The organism is Bacillus cereus group sp. MYBK15-3, assembly GCF_051916765.1.
Taxonomy (GTDB): domain Bacteria; phylum Bacillota; class Bacilli; order Bacillales; family Bacillaceae_G; genus Bacillus_A; species Bacillus_A cereus.
The window spans coordinates 432,327-458,248 of the sequence record NZ_JBQAHG010000003.1 but is presented as its reverse complement, the minus strand read 5'-3'; the positions used below and the strand labels follow the sequence as shown (position 1 = coordinate 458,248).

Below are 25,922 nucleotides of genomic sequence, written 5' to 3'. Positions count from 1 at the left end.
AAAGTAATAATGAACATTTTCTCGTTGTTAATTGTATACTCTCTGTAAAAAAATAGAAATATAATCTGTAAATTTGTATAATAAAATAGTACGAGTGAAATTTTATTATAGAAAGGTTCTGGTAACATGTTAGGTATTCATGTTGAAAAAACAAAAGATGAACTAATTATTTCATGGCAATTCTCTAAAATTCATATTCCATTATGTGAAATCACTGAGGTAACGGAAGATAATACATATGCTGGTGTTGAAGAAAAAAGCGCAATCCGAATTGGAACAGCATATAGTACAACTGATCGTATTTTAATTAAGACAGTAAAACAAAATTATTTATTATTCACTACTAATAGAGTATCCATTTTAAATAAAATAAAAGCTTAATTGTTTTTCTTCCTATATTTAAATGTTAAACACCTACATTCTATTATAGGAAACGCTACAAAAGATTCGTTGATTACTCCTGCTCCTAATTCGGAAGCGTATGGTGAAACTATATAACACAAACACCCTAGCTCTTCGCTAGGGTTTTCTTAGTTTTATCTATAATACAGTAGTTCTACAATTCTTATTTATTTTTATGAACTCCTTGTAATTGACTAAGAACCTCATTGGCAGTGCCCTCAAATCTTTTAGGGTTATCAGCAATAATTTCATTAAGTAAATTAATTATCGTTAGTTGTATATCATGATTCATTCCTACAAGTACTTTAGCATACTCACTTCTATATAAATCATTATTTAAAATTCTTATGTTTAGTAGCATTGCCCACTCTTTTGCACTCTCAACCATTTTTGGTAAAGCTTTAGGCATCTCCGTTAAATATTTTCCGAAGCTCCCCTAGCTAGTTTTAACCATTTTATTTATCTAGATTGATATTTTAACGGAGTATATCAAGGCTATTTGCAGATTCAAATTCAGCTAAATTTTCATATTCCTACACGCAAACTTTAGAGTTATTTTATATAAATTTATTAAATAACCTCTTTACAAATCTATCTTTTGCTATTAATTCAAATAGGTTGGTAATTGATTTAACCATTCGTCAAAATCATCCGCTTCCTTAGTTACACCATGTTCTTCATGAAAATAAAAGTAAACTCCCGTTCTCTGCCCCTCTTTTGAATGAAGGCAAAAGTAATCCCCATTACCTATACTATAAAAAGGGATTAGTTCTTTTTTCCAAAAACCTTCGTTCATTTCATAATTATAAATAAATTCAATAGTATCATTTCCATTCGTTCTACCACTAGAAACATTTAAAATATCTCCTGGAAATACATATTCAGACATTAGTTCAATAAAGCATTTAAATTCTTTAGGAAATTGACATCCGAATTTTTTCTCCAGTTCCCTCCAATCATTATCTGAAGGAGAATCTAAATCCTCTAATTCTTTATCTAACATACTGTCTAATAAGTTTGCAATTTCATCTTTTCCCACAAACTATCCCCCCTTATACTAGAAAAAAGGCTGCATTCTATTTTATTTACAAGTATTCTCTCGATTAAAGTCAAATGATACTGAATATGTGTTCTTTTTCATAGTATCCCCTTATCATAATTTCTCTAAGATTGAATTTACTTTTTCTAAATATAAATCTGGGTCGTCCTCTCTTATCTCAAGAAGAATCCCTTTAATTATTTGCTTTGTTGAATTATTTATATTTTCTAAAACATTCATATACGATACGACTAAACCTTTTGAATGTAAAAGTGTCCGATGAATTCTTTCCGCCCAGAATTCTGCGTGAGGTAACATTTTAGGAATACTAATAGCTAATTTGTATAGCCCTTCCTCTCGCCCGGAATGTTCAGCAATATAAAAAATCGTTTCAATAAGGTAGTCACCCGCTGATGGCTCAGCAATATCATCATCAAAAATTATACAAAGATCAGGAATTATATCATTTGTCCCTTTATTCGCTAATTCATTGAGAATACTCTCAAAAACTTCAATATCATCCCCTTCATTCTCTAGAAAACGCATTTTATATAAAATGGCTATTTGCTCATTAAAATCCATTGATTTCTCCATTTTCTACTCCCACTCATTATCTATTTAACTAAGATATAACTATTACTGTCCCCCTTTTAAAGGTTATTATTTTTCACTTCCTCAAACCACTCATCAGCAAAATCATCCGCCGTTTTTATATCATCATTTGTATGGATTAAATCATACTCATATTCAGCTTTAAACTTACCACTCTTAGTATCGTATATTAATTTCATCTCAGTTGGCATATCTTTTTCGTATTCTTTGCATAACATTTCAATTCCTTCAATATCTTCACTTATAATTTGTAGAACCTGAAACATTCGTTCTGGAGATACATCATATCTTTTTTCCCCATTTTCCAATGCATCATTCACCTTGTGACACTCTACATACTTATTGTTAATGAAATAAAAGAAACTACTAGAAATCATATCTTCTTCACATGAAGCGTACACATATACTTTATCAGCTCTATTTTCAACATATTCCATACATATAGATATCATATCGACTTGCAATTCACTAAACCTTTCCTCAAATTCTTTCATACTACTTTTTCGCTCCTTAGATTAAAAGTTAAATAGCAACGTCTTGATACCCCACTTCAGTTACTTTTTCATTTAGTAAACGTATTCCTAATCCATTCTCTGTATCCCACGTACAATCGAAAGTTATCCCAATATCTCGCTCTTCATGAATATCTCCATATGGGACTACAATTCCAACTAAAGTGATCCTCCTAAGTAATTGGTCAATTGTTTCGATATACGGGTAATTTTCATTAAATCCAATATCATACCCTAATTGTTGACACTCTTGCTTGTAATAGTCTAAAATCGCTTGTAAAAAACCTCGCTGCAGTTGTTCCCAATTTTGCAATAATGAATTATAAGCAGTATATTGTTCTTCATCAAACTTACCGTCTTTTTCACCTTTCACTATCAATGCTATTTCAACTTCTTTTCCACAAAATTCAACGGTAATGTCCTTAACCCATCCATATGTATACTCAATCTCACCAAAAACTGCATCATTTATAATCATTTTTAACTCTCCCTATTTACTCCCTTGGATCCATATAGATTTCTCTATTCGTATGAAAGTTCCCCTCTAACATTAACTGTTTTTTCCAGTCGTTTCTATACTCAGTATAGTACTATCAATTGCTAATTTTTCAATGAGTTTTTTCGCCTTCCCGTATGGAAATCTCTCTACTAATATATAAGGAAAATTTTTTGAACCCTTTAGCAAATCAATTGCGGAAATCTCAAGCCCTAATACGTTCTTTATTCTTATTAAATCTTTCAAACCTTCACTAGGAGTTTTCACTAACACTATATTACATAAATCAGACGACTTATTTATCGTTTTCTGTTCTATTTCACTTACACAACCACTATTCACCCATTTTTTAAAATCAGCAGTAATTACAGTAGCATGGCTTGGATTCATGTCCCCAGAATCAATTACTACCACCTCTTTTTCCTCTGCATGTTGAGCCATTAAAAATACATTACCACCACCGTCATCACCAATTGAGACATACCCCCTCGCATACTCATCTACTTCCCAAACCTCGTTCCTTTCTGCAATATGCTCCGTACCATAAATAAGTAACCCACCACCTATTGAAAAGCCATTTGCACATCTCAATAATTCCTTATATACATTAGATAATGTAACATTCATGCGATTTTCTACTGCTTGAATTTCAATATCACTCGCTGCCGACTTTTCTATCAAATCTGGAATATTAGATAGATTAATCATTTAATATTCCCTCCTAAACTATCAAGATATTTAAACGTATTGCCTGTCATCTCTCTATAATCGTTTCACAATAGAGTTCATTAAATTTATAAAGTATGTCGGTATGTAAGCCTTCATTTTTCATTTGGTAAGTAGACAATCATTTTCCCTTTCAAGTACTCACCTTTCCATCCACAAGGCCATCCTACCATTTTATACACCTTAAATACCTTTTCATAAAGTGAAACTTTAATCAGTGGGGGTTTTGTTCATCACCCACTGATTATCAGCCCTCACCAATCGGGCTTTTACGGGCAGTTGATCCCCCACCTAACTTCTTTGCTTTCGCTAGATTTTGAGGTGGGGATCTTACTGCTCGTTAATGCGGGATAAAAATTATCCACCTTTCCATTTACTAAACGATTTATTGCACACATCTCAAGGTCTCTTTCTACTTCTTCGAGAATATTTATATAATCAATAGAAATAAACTCCTGATAATAATTATAGTTATCAGAAAAAACTTCATATAACATATCTTTTTTTGATTCCATATTAGGGTTATAAGTTCCTTCTAATAATTTTGCACTTTCATCCGATTTCATATCATCCCAAACGATTTGGGTAACGTCCAAATCTTGAGACCAAGCCAATTCCTGTGCTTTATCAAAATCATGAATCATTTCAATGTCATGTATTAATTCATGTAACTTTATATCATTCCTATCAAATAAGCTTCTTTTTTGTATATACTCGATAACTTCCTCAACTAACTTAGTATTTTCACCATACTTCATCCCTGTAGCCACCTTTCCCGTCGTCCTTCGTTCCCATTCTCCATACTGTATTCACTTATGGATATTCTTTTGAATTTCATTGATTTTTTATAAGTATCTTTACTCATGCAGAGCTGCCTCGAAACCCCAATGCCCTAAAGTCTAATCAAAAACAACTCTTAATTCTAGGTTTTACGATAAATAAAAAGAATCTATTTTGAAAAAAGATTGATCAAAATGAATTCTTCTCCAGCAAATTTTTGTTTCGGCTTTATAAAAATTCGAGCATTTTCTGCATGTATCACTCCATCATAGTGCCTGATTGTTCCCTCTAAGGTGAAGAGGCACTATTAAACTTTCTTAATATACTCATACACTTCTTTAGGTTTTATATTAAGCATGTGGGCAATCTCCGTTATTTTCTTTCCTTCTTCCTTCATCTTTTTTACTTTTCTCTCCATTGTTTGCTCATATTCTTCTGCAATATCAAATAATGGACTTAATAAAGAGTTCCATATTTCAAAATCAGTAAATTTATTTCTTTCCAAAAACTCATTTAACAATATATCCAATTCTTTAGTTAGTATCATTCTTTTACCTTCTAACACTTGTTTCTCAGTTAGAAAATCACCTATATCTTTCATAAAATTAATAAATGATTCCATGGAATCTGCAAGAAAATTGCCACCACTCCAACTATCCATTCCGTGCATGAGTGAAGATATAGGGTATCCTTCCTCACTTAAGTCAATAATAATTGGATCTCCACACATAGTTTCATATGCAATAACAATCCAATTTGCATCCCAAGTATCTTCCTCATCGGTTACAAGGGAGTTTCCATCGGTGTCAATGCTGTATCCTACTTGAAATTCATCTAATTGCTCAAAAGAACATACATCAAAATTTACATACTCTCTAATTTTTTTATATTCTAAGTTAATAAGTTCTAAATTTCTCTTTATCTCTACTTTTTGATGATAAGAATTAAATTGTATCATTGTCATTTTTACTACACCCCTATTCATCCTTTATATGTATTCTTTTGTATCTGGTTGTTTACTAACAAACTAAGCCAAGAATATTAATAATAGATATTGTTATTTTTTCTTTACCTCATATGAAGATTCTGTATATACAGTCAAAATAAAGTAATTTATATCCGAATATGTATTTGCAGGACTACTATGCCGAGGGTTTAAATAAATTGTTTATAAGATCTGTGAAACTCTTTGCCATCAGTATAATATATTCTTCTCTTAACTCATTATCTTCTTCAAAATAATCTAAATCACAGAAATACACATAACCTGCATCTTCTCCCGCAATTGACAAACATATTAGACTATCAGCTGGGTCAATTCCTATCGGAACTAAATAATTTGGCACTACCTTCCCTCTATTATATAAAAAGTACATCTTTTCAAGATTATTTTCTGCTTCTTGAGAAAGCGGAAAAAATAGCATAATTGATGAAGTAATGTTAGCCCCCTTACTATTATAAATAGTAAATCTTCTACGCTCTGTCTTTCCACCATTGTTTAGTAACAAAAAGTCTTTATATTCCTCTGGAAGTACAACATTATATTTCATTTCAAACTCTTTAATATTTTGTTTATTTGTAGATTCAAAGACATATTCAAATTTAATATCCATATGTCTCCTCCTTTAATATTTCATCTTCCTAACTTAGAAACTCCCGATATCATTTTAAAATCCTTCAATTTAGTTGATTGAATATTATTTCATTAACTCTTTAAAAAATTCAAATACTCTCCATCCTCTGTACTAAAACATCTACCTCTAGATTTCTTATTAGCTATCTCTAAATACCCTCTAGCTTTAGAGAAATCTCCTACTTCATAAGCCACCTTGCCAGCCCAAAATTCTCGTTCGCCTGTATCTCCTCTTTCAGGATCTGCGACAAATATTTTATCAACCCATTTTTTCATCCGTTCAACATCACTTAATAAAATTGAGATATCTAAAATACCCCATATTATTAAAAAACTTTCATCATAAGTTATTTTATCATTTGGAAGCTCTCCCCATGCTTGCTCCAATAAAAAAACAGACTCTTCTAAATTCCCTTTATCAAACTCTTCATTACTCTTATCCATTAATTTTTGTATATAGATACCTTTTTCACCTGTTACATAAGCCATTACTATCTACCTCCAAAATTACCTATGTAAAAAAGTATCTTTTGTCGTTTGAAAAGAAAGGCTTTTCTTTACTTCAAAAAATACTTTAATACATTTAATCCGGTGTAATATATATACGTGGTCATTACATTAAATTTCTAATCTTCATAAATTACTGATCCCATATACTTCATGTTTCTACCATCCAGTTTTGCTTCTTTAACAAGTCCTTCATACTCAAAATCATATAACCTAATGACAGTATTGTATTGTTCTTCTAAATTTTCACCATAAAAGTCTATCAGTTCACTTATAATTGATTCAGAATACGAAGCATTATGAATCAATTCAGACAAAGAAGATGTAACATGTTCATTATATGTACATTCTAATAAGTCTTGGTTATACTCAATGAAATCTATTTGAAAATCAGTCATAAAACGCGAAGGGATTCTGTTCCCCTCATTATCATATTTTATTTCTACATACTTTCTTAACACCATTTCGCTAGTACAATTTCCAAACCAAAGAGAAACAGCTCCTGGACTTTCCATATTAATCCTCCTTTCCAATTTTTCTATGTTCTAATGGTAATAAATCAGGCCCACTTTTTAAGATATAATGTAATCAGGTTCTTAAATTTTTTTACGCAGCTAAACATTTAACTTTTTAAAATTTTAAGATACTTAGTATTCTTCGGATTCCCAAAACATCTACCTTCTGATTTTTTATTGGCAATACTAAAAAATTCTTTTGCGGTTTCTAAATCACCTAATTCAAAAGAAACTTTTCCTGCAATAAATTCCTTATCACCAGAATCTATACGTGCAAATCCAGTTAAAAATATTTTATCTGCCCACTCCTTTGCTTTTTTTAAATCATTTACCATAAAACAAGTGGAAATAATATCCTTAACTAAATGGTAACTCTCTTCACAATAAATACCTTTAGGTTCAGGGATTATATCCCATACCTCTTCTAATAACACAATAGAGTCATTATAGTTACCATTATTGAATTCTTCATTGCTTTTTTCCAAAAGACTTTCGAATTCTTCTTTTATATGTGATTGTAAAATAGCCATATTTACCCTCCTCAAATCATATCCTTAATCAATTCAAAATACTTATCATCCTCATTAAAAAAGAGTTTATAGCCTTCTAAAATATATGCTCTTAGCAAATACTCTCTAGCTTTATCAAGCTCCCCACACTCGAATAAACTCTCTCCAAGTCTCAGTAAAATAAATGGATTTGAAATACCATCCGGACAGTTTCGTGCATTATATAAATTACTTTTTGCTTTCTCATACTCACGATTTAAAAAATAAGTATCTCCTAATGCTGTATAAATCCATGTACTTGTTTCCCAATCGGTCTTCGGTAACGGAACCAAATCCAGAGCAGCAATATAGCTCTCTATTGCTTTATCATCTTTTCCTTTTTCAACAAAAGCATCTCCTTCGTTACATAATCTCACAATTTGGTCATACACTTGATCGTTGAGTTCCAATATAAACCCCTCCCAATAATCATTTATTTGGTGACAAGTAGGTTTCATTTAACTTTGCACCTGCGGATCGATTTAACCTATAATGATCTAATACATAATTATTGGAGTCTAACATCCATTCTCTAGCCTTTGGGGACTTCGCTCCATAATATCTATCTACCTGTATGTACTATTCCACCATGAAACTGAATCAGTTAAATGAGCCATATCTGCTTGATCTAGAGGATACCATTTATTATCACTTACCATAAATTCTAGTTCACCATCACTTTTTGTACGGATTTTTGATGAAATTGAATTTTCCATTCTTTCTATTTACTTCTCTACCCATATTGTAGCCATTCCCAGGCGTATTCCTCATTAGGTCGATGCATTTCCCATTTGCATCTTGATAATAGCCTTTAGGTACATTACCCGTACCCTTAACCCCACCACTCTCCAAATTTGAGATCCTACTCTGAATACTCGCCTTTGAGGCATCATGGGCTTCTTGGAATTTCCCGCTATAGTTCGTTCCAGTTTTAGCGACACTTCCATCTGGCAGTATTTCTACACCTTTTGCTAATGTATTTCCAATTATATAATACCAGTAATTTGGGTTAGCCTTAATTCACAAAAATAATTTTTATAAATTTATAGCATGCTTATCTATTAAAAAAACACTTGTTGCCTTTAGTAGACAATCAAGTGCTTTAAATTTATATGTTTTTAAGTAGTATTAAATTTGTAAGTTTTTTAGTAACAGTTCGACAGCCTTACATGTTGTGACAAATCCTAGGTAAAACTTACAAGTTTATACAAATGCATTCTACTTGTAGTTATTGCTTAATAAATATAGAATACATTGTTTTATTCTCCTATTAACTTCTTCCTCATTTTATGTGTTTCTAAATCTGCTAATCTAACAGGAATAGGTAAATGACTCTCATTATTAATACAGTTCATAACAATTTCAGTACTTGTATCTAAATCAATCCAGTTCCCACAAGAAACAAAAATAGGTTAAACACTTTGTCGTACTTAAAGTTCGACCATAGATTTCTATTGTTCATCCTTAAATTTCAATTGTGAAATGAGACTTTCTAAACTATTAGTTATTCGTTTATACTCATTTAATTCCAAATCCTCAACTAAAATTTCACCTGTATTGTTGTCTAGCACTATTAACATCCCATTTGATTCATAACCAATTGGGATATACTTAAAAATATCATTTTTAGATTCCGCATAGTCTTTGACAAGTGAAATAAAATAATCTGGTTCAATCCCTGGAATAACAGGATGCAAATTAATATTATAAGAAGAAATCCATCCTGTTAATTCTAAAAACCAATACGAAGTGAAATACTGCTTCACCGAATCATGTAACTGAACGTTGTATTGACTTTCAATTTCATCAAAGGAAAATTCCACTCCCTTCTCCATTGGTTTCCAACAAATATATCCATTTTCATCTTCTTCACCCAAATATATAAATTCATCTACATCTTCATTCCATGCTATTTGCGGTAATGAGTTGTTGTACTCCATCCATTTATCTATAAATCTTCCGAAATAGTCTTTCATAACCTCTTTCATATTAGAAATCACTCCTCAATAAAGAATTATTCTTCTGGTAAGTGAATATCGATGAAAATGTCAGTATTACTTAGCTGACTGGAAACTACATCCAGAAATTTTAAACCATTTTCCGAAACACTATGTTGGAAATGTATATCAATTATTTTTTCTCAAAGTTGTCTCCGTAATCTTTAAAGTACTGCTTATCTTCAATATATATTAAGTAATTATTAATTTTTTCTTGTAGTACGTCTAGATGCATGTCTTCATATTCCCAGTCTAGATAGTCTATTATTAACAACTTTAGGTTTTTACCTTCTACTCCAATTGCATCTATCTGGTCCAAATCTATAACTGCCATATTTTCTCCTATCCTATATATGTCTATTGCAATAATCTACAATGTACTCATATATATTTTTTTCTTCATTAGGATCATAAAGATCTGTCTGTTGAGATTAGGTAGTTTCTACATTTTCAAATCCTGCTATGATGTTATCTATCGTTTCTATTAATTGAATTTAAATTATTTATATAGTCTAAATAATCTCCTAATAAAATTATAACATGCCTATGTATAAAAAAAGCACTTGTTGCCTTTCGTAGACAATCAAGTGCATTAATTTCATATGTTTTTTAAATAGCATAAATTTTGTAGGTCTTAGCTTGATTTTAATCATATCTTTCTATAAAATACTGCAGTCCAATTGTATCTAACACTCGGTCTACACTTCATACCAGACATTTTTTCATATAAATGTTCTTAGTATATTATTTTTGTAACTTTAAATTAGAAATTAACTCATCTAAACTATCCGAAAGCGCTTCAAACGAACCTCGTTCAAAATCCTCCAATTCAACCTTACCACTTACATTATCTAACACAACTATCAAACCGTTCCCTTCTACACCTATTGGAATCTTATCAACCTTATTATGATTGTTTTTATACCCTTCTAAATTACTTTCGAAGGAATCCAATTCAATATTTGGTAATACAGGTTCTAACCTAATATAATGATTATCAATAAATCCATCTAAATCAGCAAACCAATAAGAATTAAAATAATCATCAATTGAAGTATGCAATTTAATTTCAAATTTTTCCTCAATCGTCGTTAAATCATTCTTATTATTTTTTTCAATAGGTTTCCATGAAATTTCTTCTTCATCATCCATTTCACCCTGATATATAAATGAATCCACTTCTTCGTTAAATGGCGTTTTAAATAAAAAATCTAACCCTTTATCAAAATATTCTTTTCTTAAATTAAAATATTTGCTCATAGCATCCTTTATTACCAAAATAATCATCCTTACTTTTCTAATAGTTCAGCATATTTTGGTCATTTCCCCAAAGTCTTGGTTGAGGAGGAATCCCATTTAAATCAGGTTTATCACTTGATATTATCACAACAGGACTGCCGCTTTTCGAAACGATTGTTCGTTTCTAGTACCAACCAAAAACATACTTGGGGCGTTACCATAAGGTGGCATGAATGCTAGAGCTTCAGACTTCCTAGCGATAGACGAAAAGACCTAGCGTCCTAACTCAAGCCCCCACTGAAATATTTCATCTCAGTGGGGGTAGTTGATAATCTACAGCTACTTGCAAACTATCAGTCTTCTTTTCTTCTGCAATGTCTTTGCTAGAACAAGCTTCTTCTGACAATGATATGATTGGAACAACTAAAGATAACAATTTACGTTTTATTTACATATTCCCTTTATTGTTTTGATTTATCTGCAATACCCTTTGTTGCTTCATCAAATATCTTTGCACCTATATGTGTCTTACCCATTGACTCATGAAGTTTAGCTTGGTCTTCTTGCTCTATTGCATCAAATAGAAGTTGGAAAGCATCTTCATAATATTGCATGGATTTTTTTATCTCATTTTGTTCTCCCTCAAATCCTGAAGGGGCTTTTAAGTTCTTTAGTTTCTTAGCATTTGCTTTTGCTCCACCTACACTTAGTTGGATTTCACTTTTCTTCTGTACATAAGCCTTGATGTCTGAATCTGCTATTCCTTCAATTAAGTGCATTGTATCAGCAATTGCATTCGAACTGTCTATAATGTCTTGCTTATACTTCGTAACTTCTTCTAAATTAGATACATCGTTTGACTTAGGGGCATCATCTGTTCTTTTTATCGTGTCAGAGTCTGTATCCCCCAATGCACTCTGCTTATCCTTTACAGCTTTATTTGCATTCACAGCGCCTACTCTAGATGTTTCGTCTTGGACAGGTTGGAATCCTGATATCCAATACTTATTACCTCGTTCGATTAACTCTGTGATTTCCTGTTTCTTATCAGGGTCTATATTCTTCTCATTTGCTTTAAAATACTTAGCTTGTTTTGAGTAAGCTTTACTATAACAATCAACTGCTTTTAGTAAATCTTTATGTGATTTTGCATACTCTTTTGGTGGTTCAATCTTATCAAATTTAGCAATGATTGTTTGTAACTCAGATTCTTGTTTTAGGACTTCTTTCTTTAAAGTTTTCTCATCCTTTTCTTTATTCATTGCTACTTCTACTATATTCGTGATTTTTCCCATTAACTCAGATGATAAGCTAGTCATACGTACTGGATAAATGTCTTTCGATAACTTCTCTTTTGTTTCTGCTTTAGACTCTACTTTATCCTTCGCTTTTGAGTCTACTTTATCTGTCCCACAACCTACTAATAACATAACTGGAATTGCTAACATTACGAGTTTCTTTGCTTTCATTATGTATACTCCTAATTAAAAGTTTTTTAATTGACTACCATATGGAACTGTAACATAAAATAAATAAACAAATATAAGCTCATTTTTGCTCTTAAAGGAAATTTTAGGGATTTTAATAATATGATAACATGTATTACGGTTGTAGAGAATCCCCCTTTGTATACCTTTATTCCAAATTTATCCTTATTCATCCCGAAACAAAAATATATGTGATTTTTAGAATGGGTTGTTATAAAAATCTTAAGTCGATGGGCTTGGACTTAGACTTCCAAATATTGTGCGTTCTCATCAAATAACAAACATAAAAAGGATAAATCCTCTCCAAACTTCTCGCCATTATTCATAACGTATTCTTCATTTAATATTTTATCTTCCAAATTTAGAAACCTCCGATATCATTTCAAATTCCTTCAATTGCTCTTCATTCACGCTCGAAGATATTTTTCAAATTTGTTCATCTAGAACATTTATTCAATCCTCCATTGAGAACATAAATACTAAATCTCCCCAGCGACTTGACCTGGATTATATAAGACCGCTTGAGTTTTCATTCATTCACTTCTTTAAGTGTTAATCCTTATTCAATTTATCTCTTAATGCTCTTTCTCCTGCTGCTTGTTGTGCTACATTTCCTCCTATTGCTCTACCTTCACCATTAAATCGCTTCCGATTTTGCTGGTACTCATATATATTTAATGCATTCATACCTTTTTCTTGATCCTTTAACTGTCTTGCAAATTCTTCTGAATCTAATTTAGTTTTATAATTACAGTTTACTTCCATTTCATCAATTCGCGGAACGTTATGTAGCTCCTTTACTTCACACGTACCCTAGTAGGTACTTAAACACAAATTTAAAAAATCCACAGTATAAAAGTTTATCACTGTGGATTTTAACATTTATTTTTCTTGGCAATGCACCATATCATAAGGGTAGTATAAACTATCTTTCAAGGTTGAGTCATCTAATTTTAAAATTTTAGCTATTGCTCCACTTTCAAAACTCCAGTAACCACTATAAATGTCATGTTTATTTTCATGTGCATCGTACCATGCTTCTTCTGAATGTCCCTTATACCAATATTCCTTTATATATTCCCCTAAATTTTTTATAGAATTCTCTTGTGAAATTTTATTACTCTCAATTACTTCTTTTAATTTTAAATATGGATATTTTACATAAAACTCACTCTGATCATAAAAATCTGATGGCTCGCTATTTCTAAAAGCAATAAAATAATTAATCAAATAATCATTTAATCCTTCTTTCCTTACCATCGCTATTAGTCTATTAAATTCTTTATCTTCAACATTTAGCATTATTGCTATAGATATCATCCATAACATACGTATATATCCACTTTCTTTATTCCACACTTTTTCCATTATATTTATTACTTCAGGTAAAAAATCACGAATAGTTTGAATAGAACAACCTGCCGAGTACATTGCCCTTAATTTATTAAAATGATACCCTTGTAACGCTATATATCCATTCTTTACACCTTTATCATCTTTGCCTCTTTCCTCAATAACCTTTTCAACCAATAATAAAAACTTTTCTATTCTCTTTTCCTCATAATCGATAAATTCGTTAAAATATATATCATTTTTGATTTTATCCCTTAGCATAATTTCTCTTCCACCTTTTATATGTGGTAACAACTACTACGTTAAAACTTACGAGTTTGTACGAGTTCGTTAGTTTCATATACATTCGTTTATATTCAGCCCCCAATAAAATGTCATCTCGCCTAAGCTCGTACTTCGTTTTCTATTCTATCATTGCACACAGTACTCCATAATGGTACAACCATCATGGAGTTTATTCTTCAAAATAGCCATTTCTTTTTCTACCCACTTCTCATATATGCTTATACATGTTTACGTTAAACCACTACAAGCTTTTCTCATATATGGTATTGCACTCAATTTTTTGTATCTTCAAGATTTTTAAGATACTTTTCTAAGTATTTTTTTCCTGAATTACTTTTAGGCATAAGACCAAGATGTTCATATTCCCAAATAATCATTCTCTCGTGGGAATTTTCACCCGAAAAGTCATCATAATTAAAGTCAATATTAAACTTTCCTGTATTATCAAAAATCATAGTGAAATTTGTCCAAGCTTCTTGATCATTATCAATAAACTCTTTCTTCATTCTCTTAATACACTCTAACAAACGATGCAACTTCTTAAAATATTCTTCTTCTGGGACATTAAAGAGTTCAAAAATACTATGACTGTAAATAGGAGTACTATTCTCTTCAGGGTAGTAATAAAAATATGACTCTTGAGCACCTTCCCCAACTTCACCATACAGGTAAACCTTAAACCACTTCTCTGGAATTGTATCAATTATAACCTCTGCTATTTCATTGTATAACTTGCTTAATTTTTCATCATTCATCTAATTTTCCTCCTGGTACATTATCAAAATTCCTCAATCTCCATCTATCTTCATCACCAATTTTATATCTAATAACAAAACTGTCTGGACGTTTTGAATTCCCGCTATAATTCGGCGTTATTTTCACCCTAACTTTATCACCATCATTAAGAGCATTAGCCCATTGATTCTCTAGTTTTTTCCATTCTCTTCTGTTTAAGTTACTATTCATTGGAACTAAATTATCCATATTACCAAAGCCTTTAAATATAGTTGCAATTAAATGTCCGCCGTCATCATCATCCAAACGATCATTCCCACCTACCACTCTCTGAGCGTAGTTATTCCGCTTACCATCACCTAGTTGAAGGCTACCCTCGCAACTTGCAACACGCCCTTGACTATCTGTTGTATATGTATATTCTTCTTTACTTGTATACTCAACATTTGGCTTTAATATCTTTTTACGTTTTTCCCTAGCATATTGTTCTCCATAGTTTACTTTTACAAGCCCTTAACCCCACCACTCTCCAAATTCGAGATCCTACTCTGAATACTCGCCTTCGAGGCATCATGGGCTTCTTGGAATTTTCCGCCATAGTTCGTTCCAGTTCTAGCGACACTTCCATCTGGCAGTATTTCTATACCTTTAAAGATTGGGGATACGGAGTCCGCACCTTTTGCTAATGTATTTTCAATTATATAATACTAGTAATTTCTGTTAACCTTAATTCATAAAAATAATTTTTAAACATTTATAACATGCCTATCTATAAAAAAAGCACTTGTTGCCTTTCGTAGACAATCAAGTGCTTTAAATTCATATGTTTTATAAGTAACATTAATCCGTCACTATTCTTTTTTCAATAGTCCAACTCAAGTTAGTTGATTTGGATATTTTACATATTTACTCGCTAATAATGCATTCCTTAATTTAACAGGGAATATTTTAAGATCTATTTTGCTCTTCATATTCTTTCATCTCTTCGAATTTTCTTCGCTCATTTTCATTACTCGGTTTCTTCCCTAAATATTTATATTCAAAATAATCCACTCGGTCATTCGGTCCAAAAGTAGATTGATTCCATTTAGTATACCCATAATGAATTTTTAATTTCCCCTCAGATGTCACAATCATGTCAAAAGAATACCAAGGTTCCTGATTATTTTTTATAAATATTTCCTGTAACTCTACGCTTAAATGAAATAATTCATCATATTTTTTATCATATTCTTTTTCACTCACATTAAATACATCTGGTATATCATGGGAATATATATATTCATCCAATCTATCTGGGGTATTGAAAAAGAATAATACCCCACCCTCTTGGTTATGAATCTCTGCATTAAAACAAAAGATATCCCATTCTACGGGAATTGTATCATTTATTTTTTGAGCTATATTTTGATAGATTTTATTTAATTCTAATTCGAACACTTTTACATCACCCTCCTGTTTTATTTAATATTTCACGTATTACCTTACGTTGACCTTCAATTTGATATTTTATTTTAAATAAGTTCGGTCTTAGCGATGAACCTAAGTATACTGGTTCAATTTTTACTGTTACTTTTTTAGGAGGCTTTCCACCTAACGCATTAGCCCACTCTTGCTCCATATTATACCACTCTCCACCAGAGCGATTAATTTGTCTATTTTGAGCAATCAAATTATCTATATCTCCAGAACCATGGAATTGAGTTCCTATCAAGTGGCCACCATCATCAGGTAACCTATCTTCACGGCCTGCTGCCACTTGCATTCCTTTGTTTCGTTTTCCTTTTTGAAGTATTAATTCTCCTGCCTCAACATCTACTATTCTACCAAGCTCATCTGTTGTATATTTATAACCATCCTCGGTAACATAACGCACGTTTGGTGCCAGTTCTTTTCTTCCATTTTTCCCTTTAATAATGTGCTTCCCAAGATCTTTCTCTTTTATTTCAGTTATCTTAGGAGCTTCACCCGTACCCTTAACCCCACCACTCTCCAAATTCGAGATCTTACTCTGAATACTCGCCTTTGAGGCATCATGGGCTTCTTGGAATTTTCCGCTATAGTTCGTTCCAGATCTAACGACACTTCCATCTGGCAGTATTTCTACACCTTTAGCGAATGGGGTTACGGAGTCCATGTGCAGTGATAATCAAGTTGTTTAATTTTGTGTCTAGAAATGCAATAACCTTCTGCCTGTTAATTTGGTACGAGGTTATTAAAGTTGTTTAAAAATAAGTTTTATTTGTTGCACTTTTTCATTTAAGTGAATAATAAAAGTGTTTAATTTCTGGATAGCTAATAATTAATAATCACCCCTTTAATATTCAATCCCAAACATTAAAAATTACTTCACCGATATTTTCTGGTCGCCAATATTTAGCATCTTTTAATTCTTCTTCTGTTAAGTTGTGTTCCCTAGGTATAAAAGGCTTTTCTAAATAAGCTTTCGACAAAACTTGATAGTACGCTTCAAATTCACTTTCTAATATGGGCATATCAATAAAACTAAAAATAATTTTTCCTTCTACATTTTTATCCGCAAAAGCTAAGAAAGGATAAAACTCATGCAATAAAATAATAAATTCCTTATCGTCTATTATCACTATCACTTCAAAAAAATTTTTGGGATAGTGTGGTTGTATCCATTCTACTATTTTGAATTTACATGTCCTCAATACATCATAAAATATTCTCTTTGTTTCATTTTCATTATGGGAATTTAAATGTATTGCTTTCAAACCTGTAATATGTGGCGGTATTTTCACTCCCAAAACCTCATTCCCTTTTATTAACTAACCACAGATATCGAAACATTATTCCTTTTATTATACGAGAAACTCAAAAGATGATATTAAATTTCAATTCTGTACGATTTTTCAAACAACTTTATTATTCGTGGTCAGTCCACACCTTTGGCTAATATATTTTCAATTATATAATAATAGTAATTTTCATTAGCCTGAATTCATAAAAAATAATTTCTAAAAATTTATAGCATGTCTATCTATTAAAAAAGCACTCGTTCCTTTAGTTGACAATCAAGTGCTTTAAGTTCATATGTTTTTAAGTAGCATAGATTTGTAAGATTTATAAGATCTGTAAGTTTTGTAGCAACAGTACGACACCTTTTACATGCCATGACAACTACTAAGTTAAAATTGACGAGTTTGTACGGGTTCTTAGTTTAATATACTTTCCATGTGATTATATTCATCACTCAGTAAAATGTCATCTCGCCTAAGCTCGTACTTTGTTTTTTCGACGTACAATGAATTAGAGAAACTATTCAAAGTTGCATAAACTCTACCTACTAAATTAGGATTTTTTTGTTTATATAAAAACTTTGCAACAGAACCTTTAAACTAAACTTCAAATCCAATTACTATCCATTCATCAACTATGTCCCAAAAATTCATATTATATCTAGGCTCTTTATTCGTCCACCATAAAGTCGCATTATCATTCTTAGAATTCTTATAATCTACTGCAACATAACCACCCATACCACTTTTAAAGAAACCAAAAGTAGTTTGTAAATCAATTTGTAAAGGTTCTTCTAACTCCTCAATAATACCCCATTCATCATCAAAAAAAGTTACATTTTCTAAAGGAACTAAACCCATAGATTGACTCGCATAAAAATAGAAACCATTATGAACAGTTCGATAAAAATTTCGTATTGTTGAAGGAATCTTATCCCAAGATTTTTCTAATTCTTCATTATTAAACTCATCTTTTGGATTTCCCCCTTCATAATATAGAATTTCCCCATTATCTGTTTTAATAGTGTATAAAATTGAATATCTACCATTTGTGTTCATAAGCTCTACTTCTTCAAGGTGCCTAGACAAATAAGAAATAGTGTTTCTTAATTCCACTCCTACTTGCTCTTTCCATATCGATAAAATACTCTCAACTCTCTTGTCTACGTTTTCTTCTTGAAACAATTCATACCATGAATTTGGTATTTTCCCACTATCAAGTTTATTAATCTCATGGCATGATATAAGTTGTGCATTTCTTTTATATTTTCTTAAAAAACCAAGTTTTTGTTCCATAATTCTAGCTCCTTTATTTATCTATATCCTTTTTATTTCCTTCAACAAAATCATCAATTTGTTTTTGTAATTTCATTTCTAATTCTTTTTCCTTCTTTATCATTTCTTCTCTAAACTTAGGATCAACTTCAATTTTTTCTTTCTTATAAATTGTCCAATCAGAATAAGATTTAGACCCCTTAGATTTATTGGCTGCTTCACTTAATCCTAGAAAATTCTCTTCATTGTTTAAAACCTTAAGTTATTGTTCTTTCGTTAATTTATCGAAATTTTCCATCTTTGCTATATTTTTCATTGATACGATATGATCAGCTTGAAGTCTATCTGTAATATACTTACCAGGTAAAGCAGGGTCAGGCGTTCCTATTTTATCCTCAATGCCCTCATTAACTTTTTCCCGTAGCTTTGCAGTAGGCGTTCCATCTCTTAATTCATCATATAATTCCTTTGAGATTCTTCTTTCCCCGCATCGAGGCGGTGTTCCAATATCACCCGTGCCCTTAGTTAAAACAAAAAGCGATAACTGGATTTTCAATTATCGCTTACTAAATCAAACCATTTAGTTCACTATAAAGTAACAATTTTTTTATTAGCTATAATAGTTTTAAGGTTGGTGTAATTTCTGATCATATTATTACCTTATGCACTAACGGCTTCATTATTATACTTTCATAGTATCTTTTAATATCTTACTATTCCTTACTTACAAGTATTCTCTCGATTAAAGTCAAATGCTGCTTCAACGCCATTTTTCATTAATTTTTGTAATAATACATCAAGTCCATCTGTGTAATAACAATGGATTTCTTCTTTATATAATGGTAATAATGTATGGAAGTATACTGGCCAGTCACCCTCTATTCTTTTACCATCTTCACGAAATTCCATTTTGAATGCACCTGAACATTGTGGAAGCGGTGGTACCACCATAACACCGGAAAATTTTGTTTCTTCACTATATGGATGAATTGGCGCATTTAGATCTTGTTCTGCTCCACCTAACTGGGCTACATACGAATTTTTTAAATATTCCTTTGATTGATTTGGAAATACAAGCCACTGCCCCAACCAATATCCATGTCGCATTACATCTTGTCCAAAGTCCTGTAAAAGGCGTAAAGGCCAAGCATATTTCGAACTCGCCAAAGCGGCTACTGATACATCCCAATCCTTAGGTAGATGCATGACAAGCTCTGCATAACCACTATCTACACTCGATGGAGCTGGCATACGGAAATAGCTATTTCGATACGTTACTACTGTATGAAAATCAACCATTTTATTTGGTCCAACATCATATAATTCTACATCGGTGATCATTTTTGTATTGGCTTCTATATGATTCGTAATCATTCCATAATGTAGCTGAATATGTGACTTAAAATCTTCTATTGACGTTGGGCGTATCATTGGATTATTTTCTATTTTTTGTTCATCATTTTTCTCATCAGATTCCCATACTAATTCAAATTCAAACCCTTTTAGTTCACTTTTTGCAACTCTCTCTTTAAATTCGTTTGATACGAAAGTTTGTACAGATACAATCGGAAAATCTCCATATTTATGCTTTGTATTCAATGTACAAAAAATATGCTCCCCCCTAATTTCCTCTGTAATAAATGCAAATTTATCAAATCCACCAAAATCATCAGGGTCCGCATTCTCATAATCAATACAATCTAATACATTTAATACATTTATTGCATAACATTCGTATCGTTCATGAACAAGTGGAAGAATTTCAACTTTCCTTTTAATTAAATCAAATACTACTTCTATCGCTTTTTTTGTAAAAACAAGTGGTATTTCACTTAATAAATCTGATGGTTCCCCCTCATTTAAAAGTTTCATTTGCAGTGGATCCCATTTATCAATTACTGAATGACCTTGAAAAGCATTATCAAAGATTTCTTGTCCTTCCTCATTCTCACACTCTAATTGATCAAAATTAGAATTGCTAATAATTTTCCATATTTTCATTAAACTACTCCTCTTAATCTTTATATAGGAATTCTATTTTCCCCGTTAATAAATTATTTCTAGTATTCTCTATAAACTTCAATATCTCTTCACGCTTAAGCTGTTTTGTATATCTGTTAAAAAACCAGTACAACGTAATATTATTGTATGAAATAGTTTCTGCAACTCTATTACAAAACCAACGTTTACCCTATTCATATCTAAAACATTGAAAATACCTTTCCAAAGCATTTATTTCATCTAAGGAATTTTCAACAGAATATATTTTACCCTTACTAGCTCTATCTATGAAAAGGCAACAACCTGCTTTTTCAACAATTTATAAAATATATATTTGTATTTTTCAACCCAAAAGATATAATTCTTTTAGAGTTTCCATAAAATCAGAATCCGTCTTTACTCCAATCATATTAATCAAATCATAAAATTGGCTTATTTTAAAAGAAAAATTATATAGAACAACTGCGGCACTATTTAACTTTCTAGATTTATCTATATAAATCTTAGAGTCACCTTTTCCTAAAAATAATACATTATATCTATCATTTGTGCTTTTTTCTAAAATTATTCTGTCTGGCTTAAGTGCATAAAAAGAATAATACTGTTCATCTAAAAAAGTTTTGAATATCTTTTGAATAATACTTAATGATGTTGCATTTTTAATCTCATTTTGAATATTTTCATCATATTTTCTTACTTCTAACTTACTTTTCGAAAAAATATATAAAGCCACTGCTGATTTATATTTATCTGAAAATACATCTACTTTGTATTCTTTTCCTCTAACAACTTCAAAAAGCTCATACTGATTATTTACTTCATTGAAAGTTAACTTAACTATAGCTTCAGGATAATCTTCTCCACTTACCGGTGCAACATAAATAATATCTTTTTCCCCTTTAATCACTTTAAATTCAGTTTCAATTAAATTGTATATACCAATTAAGTCCATATTTTACACTCCATTATGGGTTTATTAATTTTAATCTCTGCCCATTCTTCTACGATGTTATCCATCGTTTCTATTAATTGAATTCAAATTGTTTATATAGCCTGAAAAATCACTCAATAAAATTATAACATGTCTATCTATTAAAAAAGCACTCGTTGCCTTTAGTCGACAATCAAGTGCTCTAAATTCAAATAATATTTTCTAAGAGTTTAATTTATTGATTATATAAGACATACACGGAACCAATAGCAATTTTCCAACAATATTATTTTGAATTAATAATTGTATTAAACGGTGCTTAATTCAAATACCCTCTATTTTAAGCCCTAAAATCAGTTAATCAGTACTAGATATTTTCAATATATCCCCTAATTCGCCTAACAGTTCTATGTTTTTTAAAGCCAACTCAACAGGTATGTCTTTCATTAACACGAATGGTAATTGTTTTGATCCTTTTAATAAGTCAAACAATCCCTTTTTGATGATAAATACCTCTTGTATTTTCTTTAAATCCATAGCCCCTCCTACTGGTGGACTTACCAATATAAGATTACACAGTTTTTCCTTAAACACTTCCTGTTCTTCGTCCACACAGTCAATATCTATCGCTCCGTCATTTATCCACTGTATAAAATTCTCACTTACTGTGGTTGCATAATTCGGATCCATAATCCCCGAATCAACTTGTACTAACGCTGTTGCGTTTTCATTTGCAGTCATTAACAGTATTTTGCCTCCACCATTACTTCCTACAGCAACATAACCCTTTGCATATTCATGGACTTCATATGTTTTATTCATTTCATCTATTATATCCACTCCAAATATAACGACTCCATTATCGGACACAAAACCATTTGTATGCTTTAGTAATTGTTTATAAGCATTAGGGAGTATTAATCCTATTTCCTCTTCAATTTTTTTAATTTCATTTTCATCAACTGGAGAATATAATTCATAAGTCGACAATTTTTGAACATTTATCATTTAAATCCTCCTAATCCATCAAAATATCTATATGCTTCTCGCATTACTTTTTTTGCTACTTTTAAATCTACACCCGCTTCAATCATTTCTTTATAGCTAATATTAAATTCGTATATTATATCCGTACTAAAACCTTCATTCCTTCTTCTAGCTCTTTGAAGGGCGGATATTATAGTATGTGGTTCACCAGAGGTAGATTTGAGTAATATTGATAGTGCTTGTCGACTGCTATAATTATTACCGCTTGTTTTAGCCCATATCTTAGCCCATTCATCTTGTATTGCATGATGCGCTTGTACCAATCCATCATTTTTGGTATTCCGAAAACCTAGAGCACGATTCTTATTTGGACTCATTTTTTTATACAAGTCAACATCTTCAACAATATAACCTCCATTTTTAAGTTGACTCCTAGTGGACCTTTGCGGAAATGCAATACCAGCCCTTTCATTAATTAGCATGGAGCTGTTCAGAAGTTAATTCGCCATATTTCCCTCTTAAATATTCTAATCTGGATTCTCCCGTACCCTTAACCCCTCCACTACCCTTAGCAAGTTGATAAGCGTCATCCTTAGCTGCCGTACTTGCCTTTGAAAACTTTCCAGCTACTTCTCCAACAGTTGAAGATTCTATATAAGGAAGCTTCATTCCTATTCCAGTATCCACCATCCTAACTGCTACTGGAATAGGAGTATTTTTCATAGCATCTAGTGTATTCTTTAAAGTCTTATTTTCCTTAAGCGATTGTACCACATTATTTCTACGCTAAAACGCAAAAAAGCACTCGTTGCCTTTAATTGACAATCAAGTGCTTTAAGTTCATCTGTTTTATAAGTAACATTAATCCGTCACTATTCTTTTTTCAATAGCCTAACTAAAGTTAGTTGATTTGGATATTTTACATATTTACTCGCTAATAATGCATTCCTTAATTTAACAGAGAATATTTTAAGATTTATTTTGCTCTTCATATTCTTTCATCTCTTCGAATTTTCTTCGCTCATTTTCATTACTCGGTTTCTTCCCTAAATATTTATATTCAAAATAATCCACTCGGTCATTCGGTCCAAAAGTAGATTGATACCATTTAGTATACCCATAATAAATTTTTAATTTCCCCTCAGATGTCACAATCACGTCAAAAGGTTTATAGACTTTGTATCAAAATTTTAAAAACCTTTTATTCAAAACCGATAACAATCCATTCATCTACAAAATTCCAAAAGTGAACATTATATTTAGGCTGGCTCTTAGCTGACCAAAAAGTAGCATTGTCATTCTTACAATTTTCATAATCTATAGCTATGTAGCTCCCCATACCATTACTAAAGAATCCAAAAGATGTTTTTAAATTAATCCTTATAGGTTCTTCCAATTCATCTATAATCCCCCACTCTAAGTCATCATCCCCAAAGTAAGTTATAGCTTCTAATGGCATCAATCCCATTGATTCACTTATGTAATCATAAAATCCATTATGAACATTTTCATAAAAGTCCCTAATAGATTCAGGAATTTCTCTCCATGAAGATTCTAATTCCTCATTATTAAAACTATCTTTAGGGTTTCTTCCTTCATAATATAAATCTTCTCCACCTTGATTTTTTATTGTATACAAGATTGAATAGGTGTCCTCACTTACCATCAGTTCAATATCCTCAAGGTATTCTGATAAGTAAGCAATAGTATTAGATAAATTATTATCTACATATTTTTTCCATATACTTAAAATTTTCTTGATTCTCTTTTCTCTATCATGTTCACTAAATACTTCCACCCATAAAGCAGGAATTAAAGGTGAATTTATATTCTTAAATTCATTTGCATTAATCAATTGAATATCTTCATTATACTCTCTTAATATATCTAACTTAGAACTCATTTTTTCCCATCCTTTTTAATATTATTTTATATTATTCTTTGTTAAAATCATCAATTTGTTTTTGCAATATTCTTTCAATCTGTCTTTCTCTTGTAATCATCTTGCTCCTAAAATCAGGACTAACTTCTATTTCATCTGGTGTTCCCTTTTTATAATGTGTCTTAATTCGTTCATTAATTTGTCCAGGTGTTAACTTACCAAATTTATCATGCAGTTTATCCAAGCGATTTGCATATTTTCCTCTTTGAAGCTTTTCACCTTCACCCGTACCCTTAACCCCACCACTCTCCAAATTCGAGATCCTACTCTGAATACTCGCCTTTGAGGCATCATGGGCTTCTTGGAATTTCCCGCTATAGTTCGTTCCAGATCTAACGACACTTCCATCTGGCATTATTTCTACACCTTTAAAGATTGGGGATACGGAGTCCGCACCTTTTGCTAATGTATTTTCAATTATATAATACTAGGAATTTATGTTAGCCTTAATTCATAAAAAATTACTTTTTATAAATTTAACCCAAGTTTCTCGTTACCACATTTCTATATTATAACATTAACTCAATCGTATCTTTTAAAGCTTCATTTACATTAATAGCCTTTTAAATAAAAAAACTGAAAGAGGATTAATCCACCTTCCAGTTTCTTCTTTCATTATTCTATCGGCCCCATAAATTGAGTAATTAAATAAACATGCTCGATAAGTTTGACTTTTTGTAAGTTTTCTACTTTTTCTGGTCCACCTAGTGCAAGTAAAGGTGTGTAACCAAAACATTCATCTATTTCAAGCTTTCCGTATTTATTTAATGCCTGCTGATAATGCTTCCAATCCAATCCTTTCTCTAAAAAATAATCATCTTTCGTATTTTTAAAGAAAAACTTGAATTTTCCAGCTACTACATCTACCGTACCTTTTCGATACTTAAGTAATAATAAATAGTTATTTTCCCACACAAGAATATCTCCCATACCTGTTGTAAAAATTGGGATAGCTTCTTCATAACGGATATAACTTTCCTTTAATATATCTAAATATTTTTCTGGGTTTATTGCTCTTAAGTATCCATTTAACATACTCCCAAACCCATAGCATTTCCATAAATCTATTATTTGATCTGGAACTTTCCCTGTATACTTTTCAATAACCTCTGTTGATGGTTTTTCGAAAGATATAAAATCATTTATATTTTCCATAGT

Annotated in this window: 30 protein-coding genes and 10 pseudogenes; 1 reads left to right on the top strand and 39 read right to left on the bottom strand. The window is 31.2% G+C overall.

Features of this window, described 5'->3' with window-relative positions; all coding sequences use genetic code 11:
- Positions 1-126: 126 nt before the first annotated feature.
- A complete protein-coding gene (locus ACTFR8_RS16555; protein WP_252209615.1) occupies positions 127-381 on the top strand; it encodes a SunI/YnzG family protein in 255 nt (84 codons plus the stop codon).
- A gap of 184 nt (positions 382-565) precedes the next feature.
- Here ACTFR8_RS16555 and ACTFR8_RS16550 read toward each other — a convergent pair.
- The 39 genes and pseudogenes from ACTFR8_RS16550 to ACTFR8_RS16360 form a co-directional block, all read right to left on the bottom strand.
- Positions 566-829 (bottom strand): annotated as a pseudogene (locus ACTFR8_RS16550) (Imm30 family immunity protein); the annotation flags it as partial.
- A gap of 177 nt (positions 830-1,006) precedes the next feature.
- Positions 1,007-1,441, bottom strand: a complete 435-nt coding sequence (locus ACTFR8_RS16545) for an SMI1/KNR4 family protein (protein ID WP_097813912.1) — start codon at positions 1,439-1,441, stop codon at positions 1,007-1,009.
- A gap of 114 nt (positions 1,442-1,555) precedes the next feature.
- Positions 1,556-2,023, bottom strand: a complete 468-nt coding sequence (locus tag ACTFR8_RS16540; protein WP_088070374.1) for an Imm30 family immunity protein — start codon at positions 2,021-2,023, stop codon at positions 1,556-1,558.
- A gap of 68 nt (positions 2,024-2,091) precedes the next feature.
- Entirely contained in the window at positions 2,092-2,547 is a 456-nt protein-coding gene (locus ACTFR8_RS16535) for an immunity protein YezG family protein (protein WP_098207450.1), read from the bottom strand.
- Positions 2,548-2,575: 28 nt separating this feature from the next.
- On the bottom strand, positions 2,576-3,043 hold the full coding sequence (locus ACTFR8_RS16530; RefSeq protein ID WP_097813914.1) for a DUF2004 domain-containing protein: 468 nt from the start codon (positions 3,041-3,043) through the stop codon (positions 2,576-2,578).
- Between the two features lie 72 nt (positions 3,044-3,115).
- Positions 3,116-3,769 (bottom strand): SMI1/KNR4 family protein, encoded by a 654-nt coding sequence (locus ACTFR8_RS16525; RefSeq protein WP_252209617.1) that lies wholly within the window; start codon positions 3,767-3,769, stop codon positions 3,116-3,118.
- 287 nt (positions 3,770-4,056) lie between these two features.
- A complete protein-coding gene (locus ACTFR8_RS16520) occupies positions 4,057-4,545 on the bottom strand; it encodes a hypothetical protein (protein ID WP_044584663.1) in 489 nt (162 codons plus the stop codon).
- Positions 4,546-4,874: 329 nt separating this feature from the next.
- Positions 4,875-5,531 (bottom strand): SMI1/KNR4 family protein, encoded by a 657-nt coding sequence (locus tag ACTFR8_RS16515; RefSeq protein WP_044584664.1) that lies wholly within the window; start codon positions 5,529-5,531, stop codon positions 4,875-4,877.
- Positions 5,532-5,709: 178 nt separating this feature from the next.
- Positions 5,710-6,180, bottom strand: a complete 471-nt coding sequence (locus ACTFR8_RS16510) for an SMI1/KNR4 family protein (RefSeq protein WP_044584665.1) — start codon at positions 6,178-6,180, stop codon at positions 5,710-5,712.
- Positions 6,181-6,272: 92 nt separating this feature from the next.
- Positions 6,273-6,689, bottom strand: coding sequence for a hypothetical protein (locus tag ACTFR8_RS16505; protein WP_044584666.1), 417 nt, complete (start codon positions 6,687-6,689; stop codon positions 6,273-6,275).
- Between the two features lie 137 nt (positions 6,690-6,826).
- On the bottom strand, positions 6,827-7,222 hold the full coding sequence (locus ACTFR8_RS16500; protein ID WP_044584667.1) for an immunity 22 family protein: 396 nt from the start codon (positions 7,220-7,222) through the stop codon (positions 6,827-6,829).
- A 107-nt stretch (positions 7,223-7,329) separates the two neighbouring features.
- Positions 7,330-7,752 carry a hypothetical protein gene (locus tag ACTFR8_RS16495; protein ID WP_044584668.1) on the bottom strand — a complete coding sequence of 141 codons (423 nt, stop codon included), beginning with the start codon at positions 7,750-7,752 and terminating at the stop codon, positions 7,330-7,332.
- An 11-nt stretch (positions 7,753-7,763) separates the two neighbouring features.
- On the bottom strand, positions 7,764-8,180 hold the full coding sequence (locus tag ACTFR8_RS16490; RefSeq protein ID WP_000422367.1) for a tetratricopeptide repeat protein: 417 nt from the start codon (positions 8,178-8,180) through the stop codon (positions 7,764-7,766).
- A gap of 156 nt (positions 8,181-8,336) precedes the next feature.
- A complete protein-coding gene (locus ACTFR8_RS16485) occupies positions 8,337-8,486 on the bottom strand; it encodes a hypothetical protein (protein ID WP_245305153.1) in 150 nt (49 codons plus the stop codon).
- A gap of 94 nt (positions 8,487-8,580) precedes the next feature.
- Positions 8,581-8,790: pseudogene (locus ACTFR8_RS16480) on the bottom strand (hypothetical protein); the annotation flags it as partial.
- Positions 8,791-9,029: 239 nt separating this feature from the next.
- A pseudogene (locus tag ACTFR8_RS16475) lies at positions 9,030-9,222 on the bottom strand (endonuclease V); the annotation flags it as partial.
- Positions 9,222-9,758 (bottom strand): SecY-interacting protein Syd, encoded by a 537-nt coding sequence (locus ACTFR8_RS16470; protein WP_119781814.1) that lies wholly within the window; start codon positions 9,756-9,758, stop codon positions 9,222-9,224. The gene ACTFR8_RS16470 and the pseudogene ACTFR8_RS16475, both read right to left, overlap by 1 nt.
- 26 nt (positions 9,759-9,784) lie before the next feature.
- Positions 9,785-10,101 (bottom strand): annotated as a pseudogene (locus tag ACTFR8_RS16465) (DUF6572 domain-containing protein).
- Between the two features lie 410 nt (positions 10,102-10,511).
- Positions 10,512-11,027 carry a SecY-interacting protein Syd gene (locus ACTFR8_RS16460; RefSeq protein ID WP_180740654.1) on the bottom strand — a complete coding sequence of 172 codons (516 nt, stop codon included), beginning with the start codon at positions 11,025-11,027 and terminating at the stop codon, positions 10,512-10,514.
- Between the two features lie 73 nt (positions 11,028-11,100).
- A pseudogene (locus ACTFR8_RS16455) lies at positions 11,101-11,175 on the bottom strand (ADP-ribosyltransferase); the annotation flags it as partial.
- Positions 11,176-11,467: 292 nt separating this feature from the next.
- Complete coding sequence (locus tag ACTFR8_RS16450; protein ID WP_252209619.1) at positions 11,468-12,475, bottom strand: DUF7018 domain-containing (lipo)protein; 1,008 nt, start codon at positions 12,473-12,475, stop codon at positions 11,468-11,470.
- A 570-nt stretch (positions 12,476-13,045) separates the two neighbouring features.
- Complete coding sequence (locus ACTFR8_RS16445) at positions 13,046-13,258, bottom strand: polymorphic toxin type 15 domain-containing protein (RefSeq protein ID WP_119781812.1); 213 nt, start codon at positions 13,256-13,258, stop codon at positions 13,046-13,048.
- A gap of 117 nt (positions 13,259-13,375) precedes the next feature.
- Complete coding sequence (locus ACTFR8_RS16440) at positions 13,376-14,107, bottom strand: PoNe immunity protein domain-containing protein (RefSeq protein ID WP_044584672.1); 732 nt, start codon at positions 14,105-14,107, stop codon at positions 13,376-13,378.
- A gap of 296 nt (positions 14,108-14,403) precedes the next feature.
- Positions 14,404-14,886 carry an antitoxin YezG family protein gene (locus ACTFR8_RS16435; protein ID WP_044584673.1) on the bottom strand — a complete coding sequence of 161 codons (483 nt, stop codon included), beginning with the start codon at positions 14,884-14,886 and terminating at the stop codon, positions 14,404-14,406.
- Positions 14,879-15,567 (bottom strand): annotated as a pseudogene (locus ACTFR8_RS16430) (DNA/RNA non-specific endonuclease). The gene ACTFR8_RS16435 and the pseudogene ACTFR8_RS16430 overlap by 8 nt, the downstream one beginning before the upstream one ends.
- A gap of 247 nt (positions 15,568-15,814) precedes the next feature.
- Positions 15,815-16,306 (bottom strand): immunity protein YezG family protein, encoded by a 492-nt coding sequence (locus tag ACTFR8_RS16425; protein WP_044584675.1) that lies wholly within the window; start codon positions 16,304-16,306, stop codon positions 15,815-15,817.
- Positions 16,307-16,313: 7 nt separating this feature from the next.
- Positions 16,314-17,003 (bottom strand): DNA/RNA non-specific endonuclease, encoded by a 690-nt coding sequence (locus ACTFR8_RS16420; protein ID WP_044584676.1) that lies wholly within the window; start codon positions 17,001-17,003, stop codon positions 16,314-16,316.
- 187 nt (positions 17,004-17,190) lie between these two features.
- Positions 17,191-17,631: a hypothetical protein gene (locus ACTFR8_RS16415; RefSeq protein WP_044584677.1), complete on the bottom strand. Its 441-nt coding sequence runs from the start codon at positions 17,629-17,631 to the stop codon at positions 17,191-17,193.
- A 597-nt stretch (positions 17,632-18,228) separates the two neighbouring features.
- Positions 18,229-18,924, bottom strand: coding sequence for an SMI1/KNR4 family protein (locus ACTFR8_RS16410; protein WP_252209620.1), 696 nt, complete (start codon positions 18,922-18,924; stop codon positions 18,229-18,231).
- A 13-nt stretch (positions 18,925-18,937) separates the two neighbouring features.
- A pseudogene (locus ACTFR8_RS16405) lies at positions 18,938-19,219 on the bottom strand (hypothetical protein).
- A gap of 404 nt (positions 19,220-19,623) precedes the next feature.
- Positions 19,624-20,904: a suppressor of fused domain protein gene (locus ACTFR8_RS16400; RefSeq protein ID WP_044584679.1), complete on the bottom strand. Its 1,281-nt coding sequence runs from the start codon at positions 20,902-20,904 to the stop codon at positions 19,624-19,626.
- Between the two features lie 343 nt (positions 20,905-21,247).
- Positions 21,248-21,856: a hypothetical protein gene (locus tag ACTFR8_RS16395; RefSeq protein ID WP_044584680.1), complete on the bottom strand. Its 609-nt coding sequence runs from the start codon at positions 21,854-21,856 to the stop codon at positions 21,248-21,250.
- A gap of 336 nt (positions 21,857-22,192) precedes the next feature.
- On the bottom strand, positions 22,193-22,843 hold the full coding sequence (locus ACTFR8_RS16390; RefSeq protein ID WP_044584681.1) for an SMI1/KNR4 family protein: 651 nt from the start codon (positions 22,841-22,843) through the stop codon (positions 22,193-22,195).
- On the bottom strand, positions 22,840-23,304 hold the full coding sequence (locus tag ACTFR8_RS16385) for a hypothetical protein (RefSeq protein ID WP_234483323.1): 465 nt from the start codon (positions 23,302-23,304) through the stop codon (positions 22,840-22,842). The genes ACTFR8_RS16390 and ACTFR8_RS16385 overlap by 4 nt, the downstream gene beginning before the upstream one ends.
- Before the next feature lie 52 nt (positions 23,305-23,356).
- Positions 23,357-23,599: pseudogene (locus ACTFR8_RS16380) on the bottom strand (DNA/RNA non-specific endonuclease); the annotation flags it as partial.
- A gap of 192 nt (positions 23,600-23,791) precedes the next feature.
- Positions 23,792-23,986: pseudogene (locus tag ACTFR8_RS16375) on the bottom strand (immunity protein YezG family protein); the annotation flags it as partial.
- A gap of 37 nt (positions 23,987-24,023) precedes the next feature.
- The gene (locus ACTFR8_RS16370; protein WP_044584682.1) at positions 24,024-24,725 is read right to left on the bottom strand and encodes a superoxide dismutase; all 702 of its coding nucleotides are present in this window, start codon (positions 24,723-24,725) and stop codon (positions 24,024-24,026) included.
- 258 nt (positions 24,726-24,983) lie between these two features.
- Positions 24,984-25,119: pseudogene (locus tag ACTFR8_RS16365) on the bottom strand (DNA/RNA non-specific endonuclease); the annotation flags it as partial.
- Between the two features lie 260 nt (positions 25,120-25,379).
- On the bottom strand, positions 25,380-25,919 hold the full coding sequence (locus ACTFR8_RS16360) for a T6SS immunity protein Tdi1 domain-containing protein (RefSeq protein ID WP_000427865.1): 540 nt from the start codon (positions 25,917-25,919) through the stop codon (positions 25,380-25,382).
- Positions 25,920-25,922: the final 3 nt, after the last annotated feature.

Coding starts and splice junctions, on each gene's coding strand:
- ACTFR8_RS16410 (WP_252209620.1), bottom strand. CDS start 18,924: ATGGAACAAAAACTTGGTTTTTTAAGAAAATATAAAAGAAATGCACAA.
- ACTFR8_RS16460 (WP_180740654.1), bottom strand. CDS start 11,027: ATGAGCAAATATTTTAATTTAAGAAAAGAATATTTTGATAAAGGGTTA.
- ACTFR8_RS16435 (WP_044584673.1), bottom strand. CDS start 14,886: ATGAATGATGAAAAATTAAGCAAGTTATACAATGAAATAGCAGAGGTT.
- ACTFR8_RS16450 (WP_252209619.1), bottom strand. CDS start 12,475: ATGAAAGCAAAGAAACTCGTAATGTTAGCAATTCCAGTTATGTTATTA.
- ACTFR8_RS16400 (WP_044584679.1), bottom strand. CDS start 20,904: ATGAAAATATGGAAAATTATTAGCAATTCTAATTTTGATCAATTAGAG.
- ACTFR8_RS16470 (WP_119781814.1), bottom strand. CDS start 9,758: ATGAAAGAGGTTATGAAAGACTATTTCGGAAGATTTATAGATAAATGG.
- ACTFR8_RS16520 (WP_044584663.1), bottom strand. CDS start 4,545: ATGAAGTATGGTGAAAATACTAAGTTAGTTGAGGAAGTTATCGAGTAT.
- ACTFR8_RS16420 (WP_044584676.1), bottom strand. CDS start 17,003: ATGGACTCCGTAACCCCATTCGCTAAAGGTGTAGAAATACTGCCAGAT.
- ACTFR8_RS16535 (WP_098207450.1), bottom strand. CDS start 2,547: ATGAAAGAATTTGAGGAAAGGTTTAGTGAATTGCAAGTCGATATGATA.
- ACTFR8_RS16510 (WP_044584665.1), bottom strand. CDS start 6,180: ATGGATATTAAATTTGAATATGTCTTTGAATCTACAAATAAACAAAAT.
- ACTFR8_RS16525 (WP_252209617.1), bottom strand. CDS start 3,769: ATGATTAATCTATCTAATATTCCAGATTTGATAGAAAAGTCGGCAGCG.
- ACTFR8_RS16530 (WP_097813914.1), bottom strand. CDS start 3,043: ATGATTATAAATGATGCAGTTTTTGGTGAGATTGAGTATACATATGGA.
- ACTFR8_RS16495 (WP_044584668.1), bottom strand. CDS start 7,752: ATGGCTATTTTACAATCACATATAAAAGAAGAATTCGAAAGTCTTTTG.
- ACTFR8_RS16485 (WP_245305153.1), bottom strand. CDS start 8,486: ATGGAAAATTCAATTTCATCAAAAATCCGTACAAAAAGTGATGGTGAA.
- ACTFR8_RS16505 (WP_044584666.1), bottom strand. CDS start 6,689: ATGGCTTATGTAACAGGTGAAAAAGGTATCTATATACAAAAATTAATG.
- ACTFR8_RS16555 (WP_252209615.1), top strand. CDS start 127: ATGTTAGGTATTCATGTTGAAAAAACAAAAGATGAACTAATTATTTCA.
- ACTFR8_RS16360 (WP_000427865.1), bottom strand. CDS start 25,919: ATGGAAAATATAAATGATTTTATATCTTTCGAAAAACCATCAACAGAG.
- ACTFR8_RS16395 (WP_044584680.1), bottom strand. CDS start 21,856: ATGGACTTAATTGGTATATACAATTTAATTGAAACTGAATTTAAAGTG.
- ACTFR8_RS16370 (WP_044584682.1), bottom strand. CDS start 24,725: ATGAGTTCTAAGTTAGATATATTAAGAGAGTATAATGAAGATATTCAA.
- ACTFR8_RS16445 (WP_119781812.1), bottom strand. CDS start 13,258: ATGGAAGTAAACTGTAATTATAAAACTAAATTAGATTCAGAAGAATTT.
- ACTFR8_RS16540 (WP_088070374.1), bottom strand. CDS start 2,023: ATGGATTTTAATGAGCAAATAGCCATTTTATATAAAATGCGTTTTCTA.
- ACTFR8_RS16390 (WP_044584681.1), bottom strand. CDS start 22,843: ATGATAAATGTTCAAAAATTGTCGACTTATGAATTATATTCTCCAGTT.
- ACTFR8_RS16515 (WP_044584664.1), bottom strand. CDS start 5,531: ATGACAATGATACAATTTAATTCTTATCATCAAAAAGTAGAGATAAAG.
- ACTFR8_RS16440 (WP_044584672.1), bottom strand. CDS start 14,107: ATGCTAAGGGATAAAATCAAAAATGATATATATTTTAACGAATTTATC.
- ACTFR8_RS16500 (WP_044584667.1), bottom strand. CDS start 7,222: ATGGAAAGTCCAGGAGCTGTTTCTCTTTGGTTTGGAAATTGTACTAGC.
- ACTFR8_RS16385 (WP_234483323.1), bottom strand. CDS start 23,304: ATGCTAATTAATGAAAGGGCTGGTATTGCATTTCCGCAAAGGTCCACT.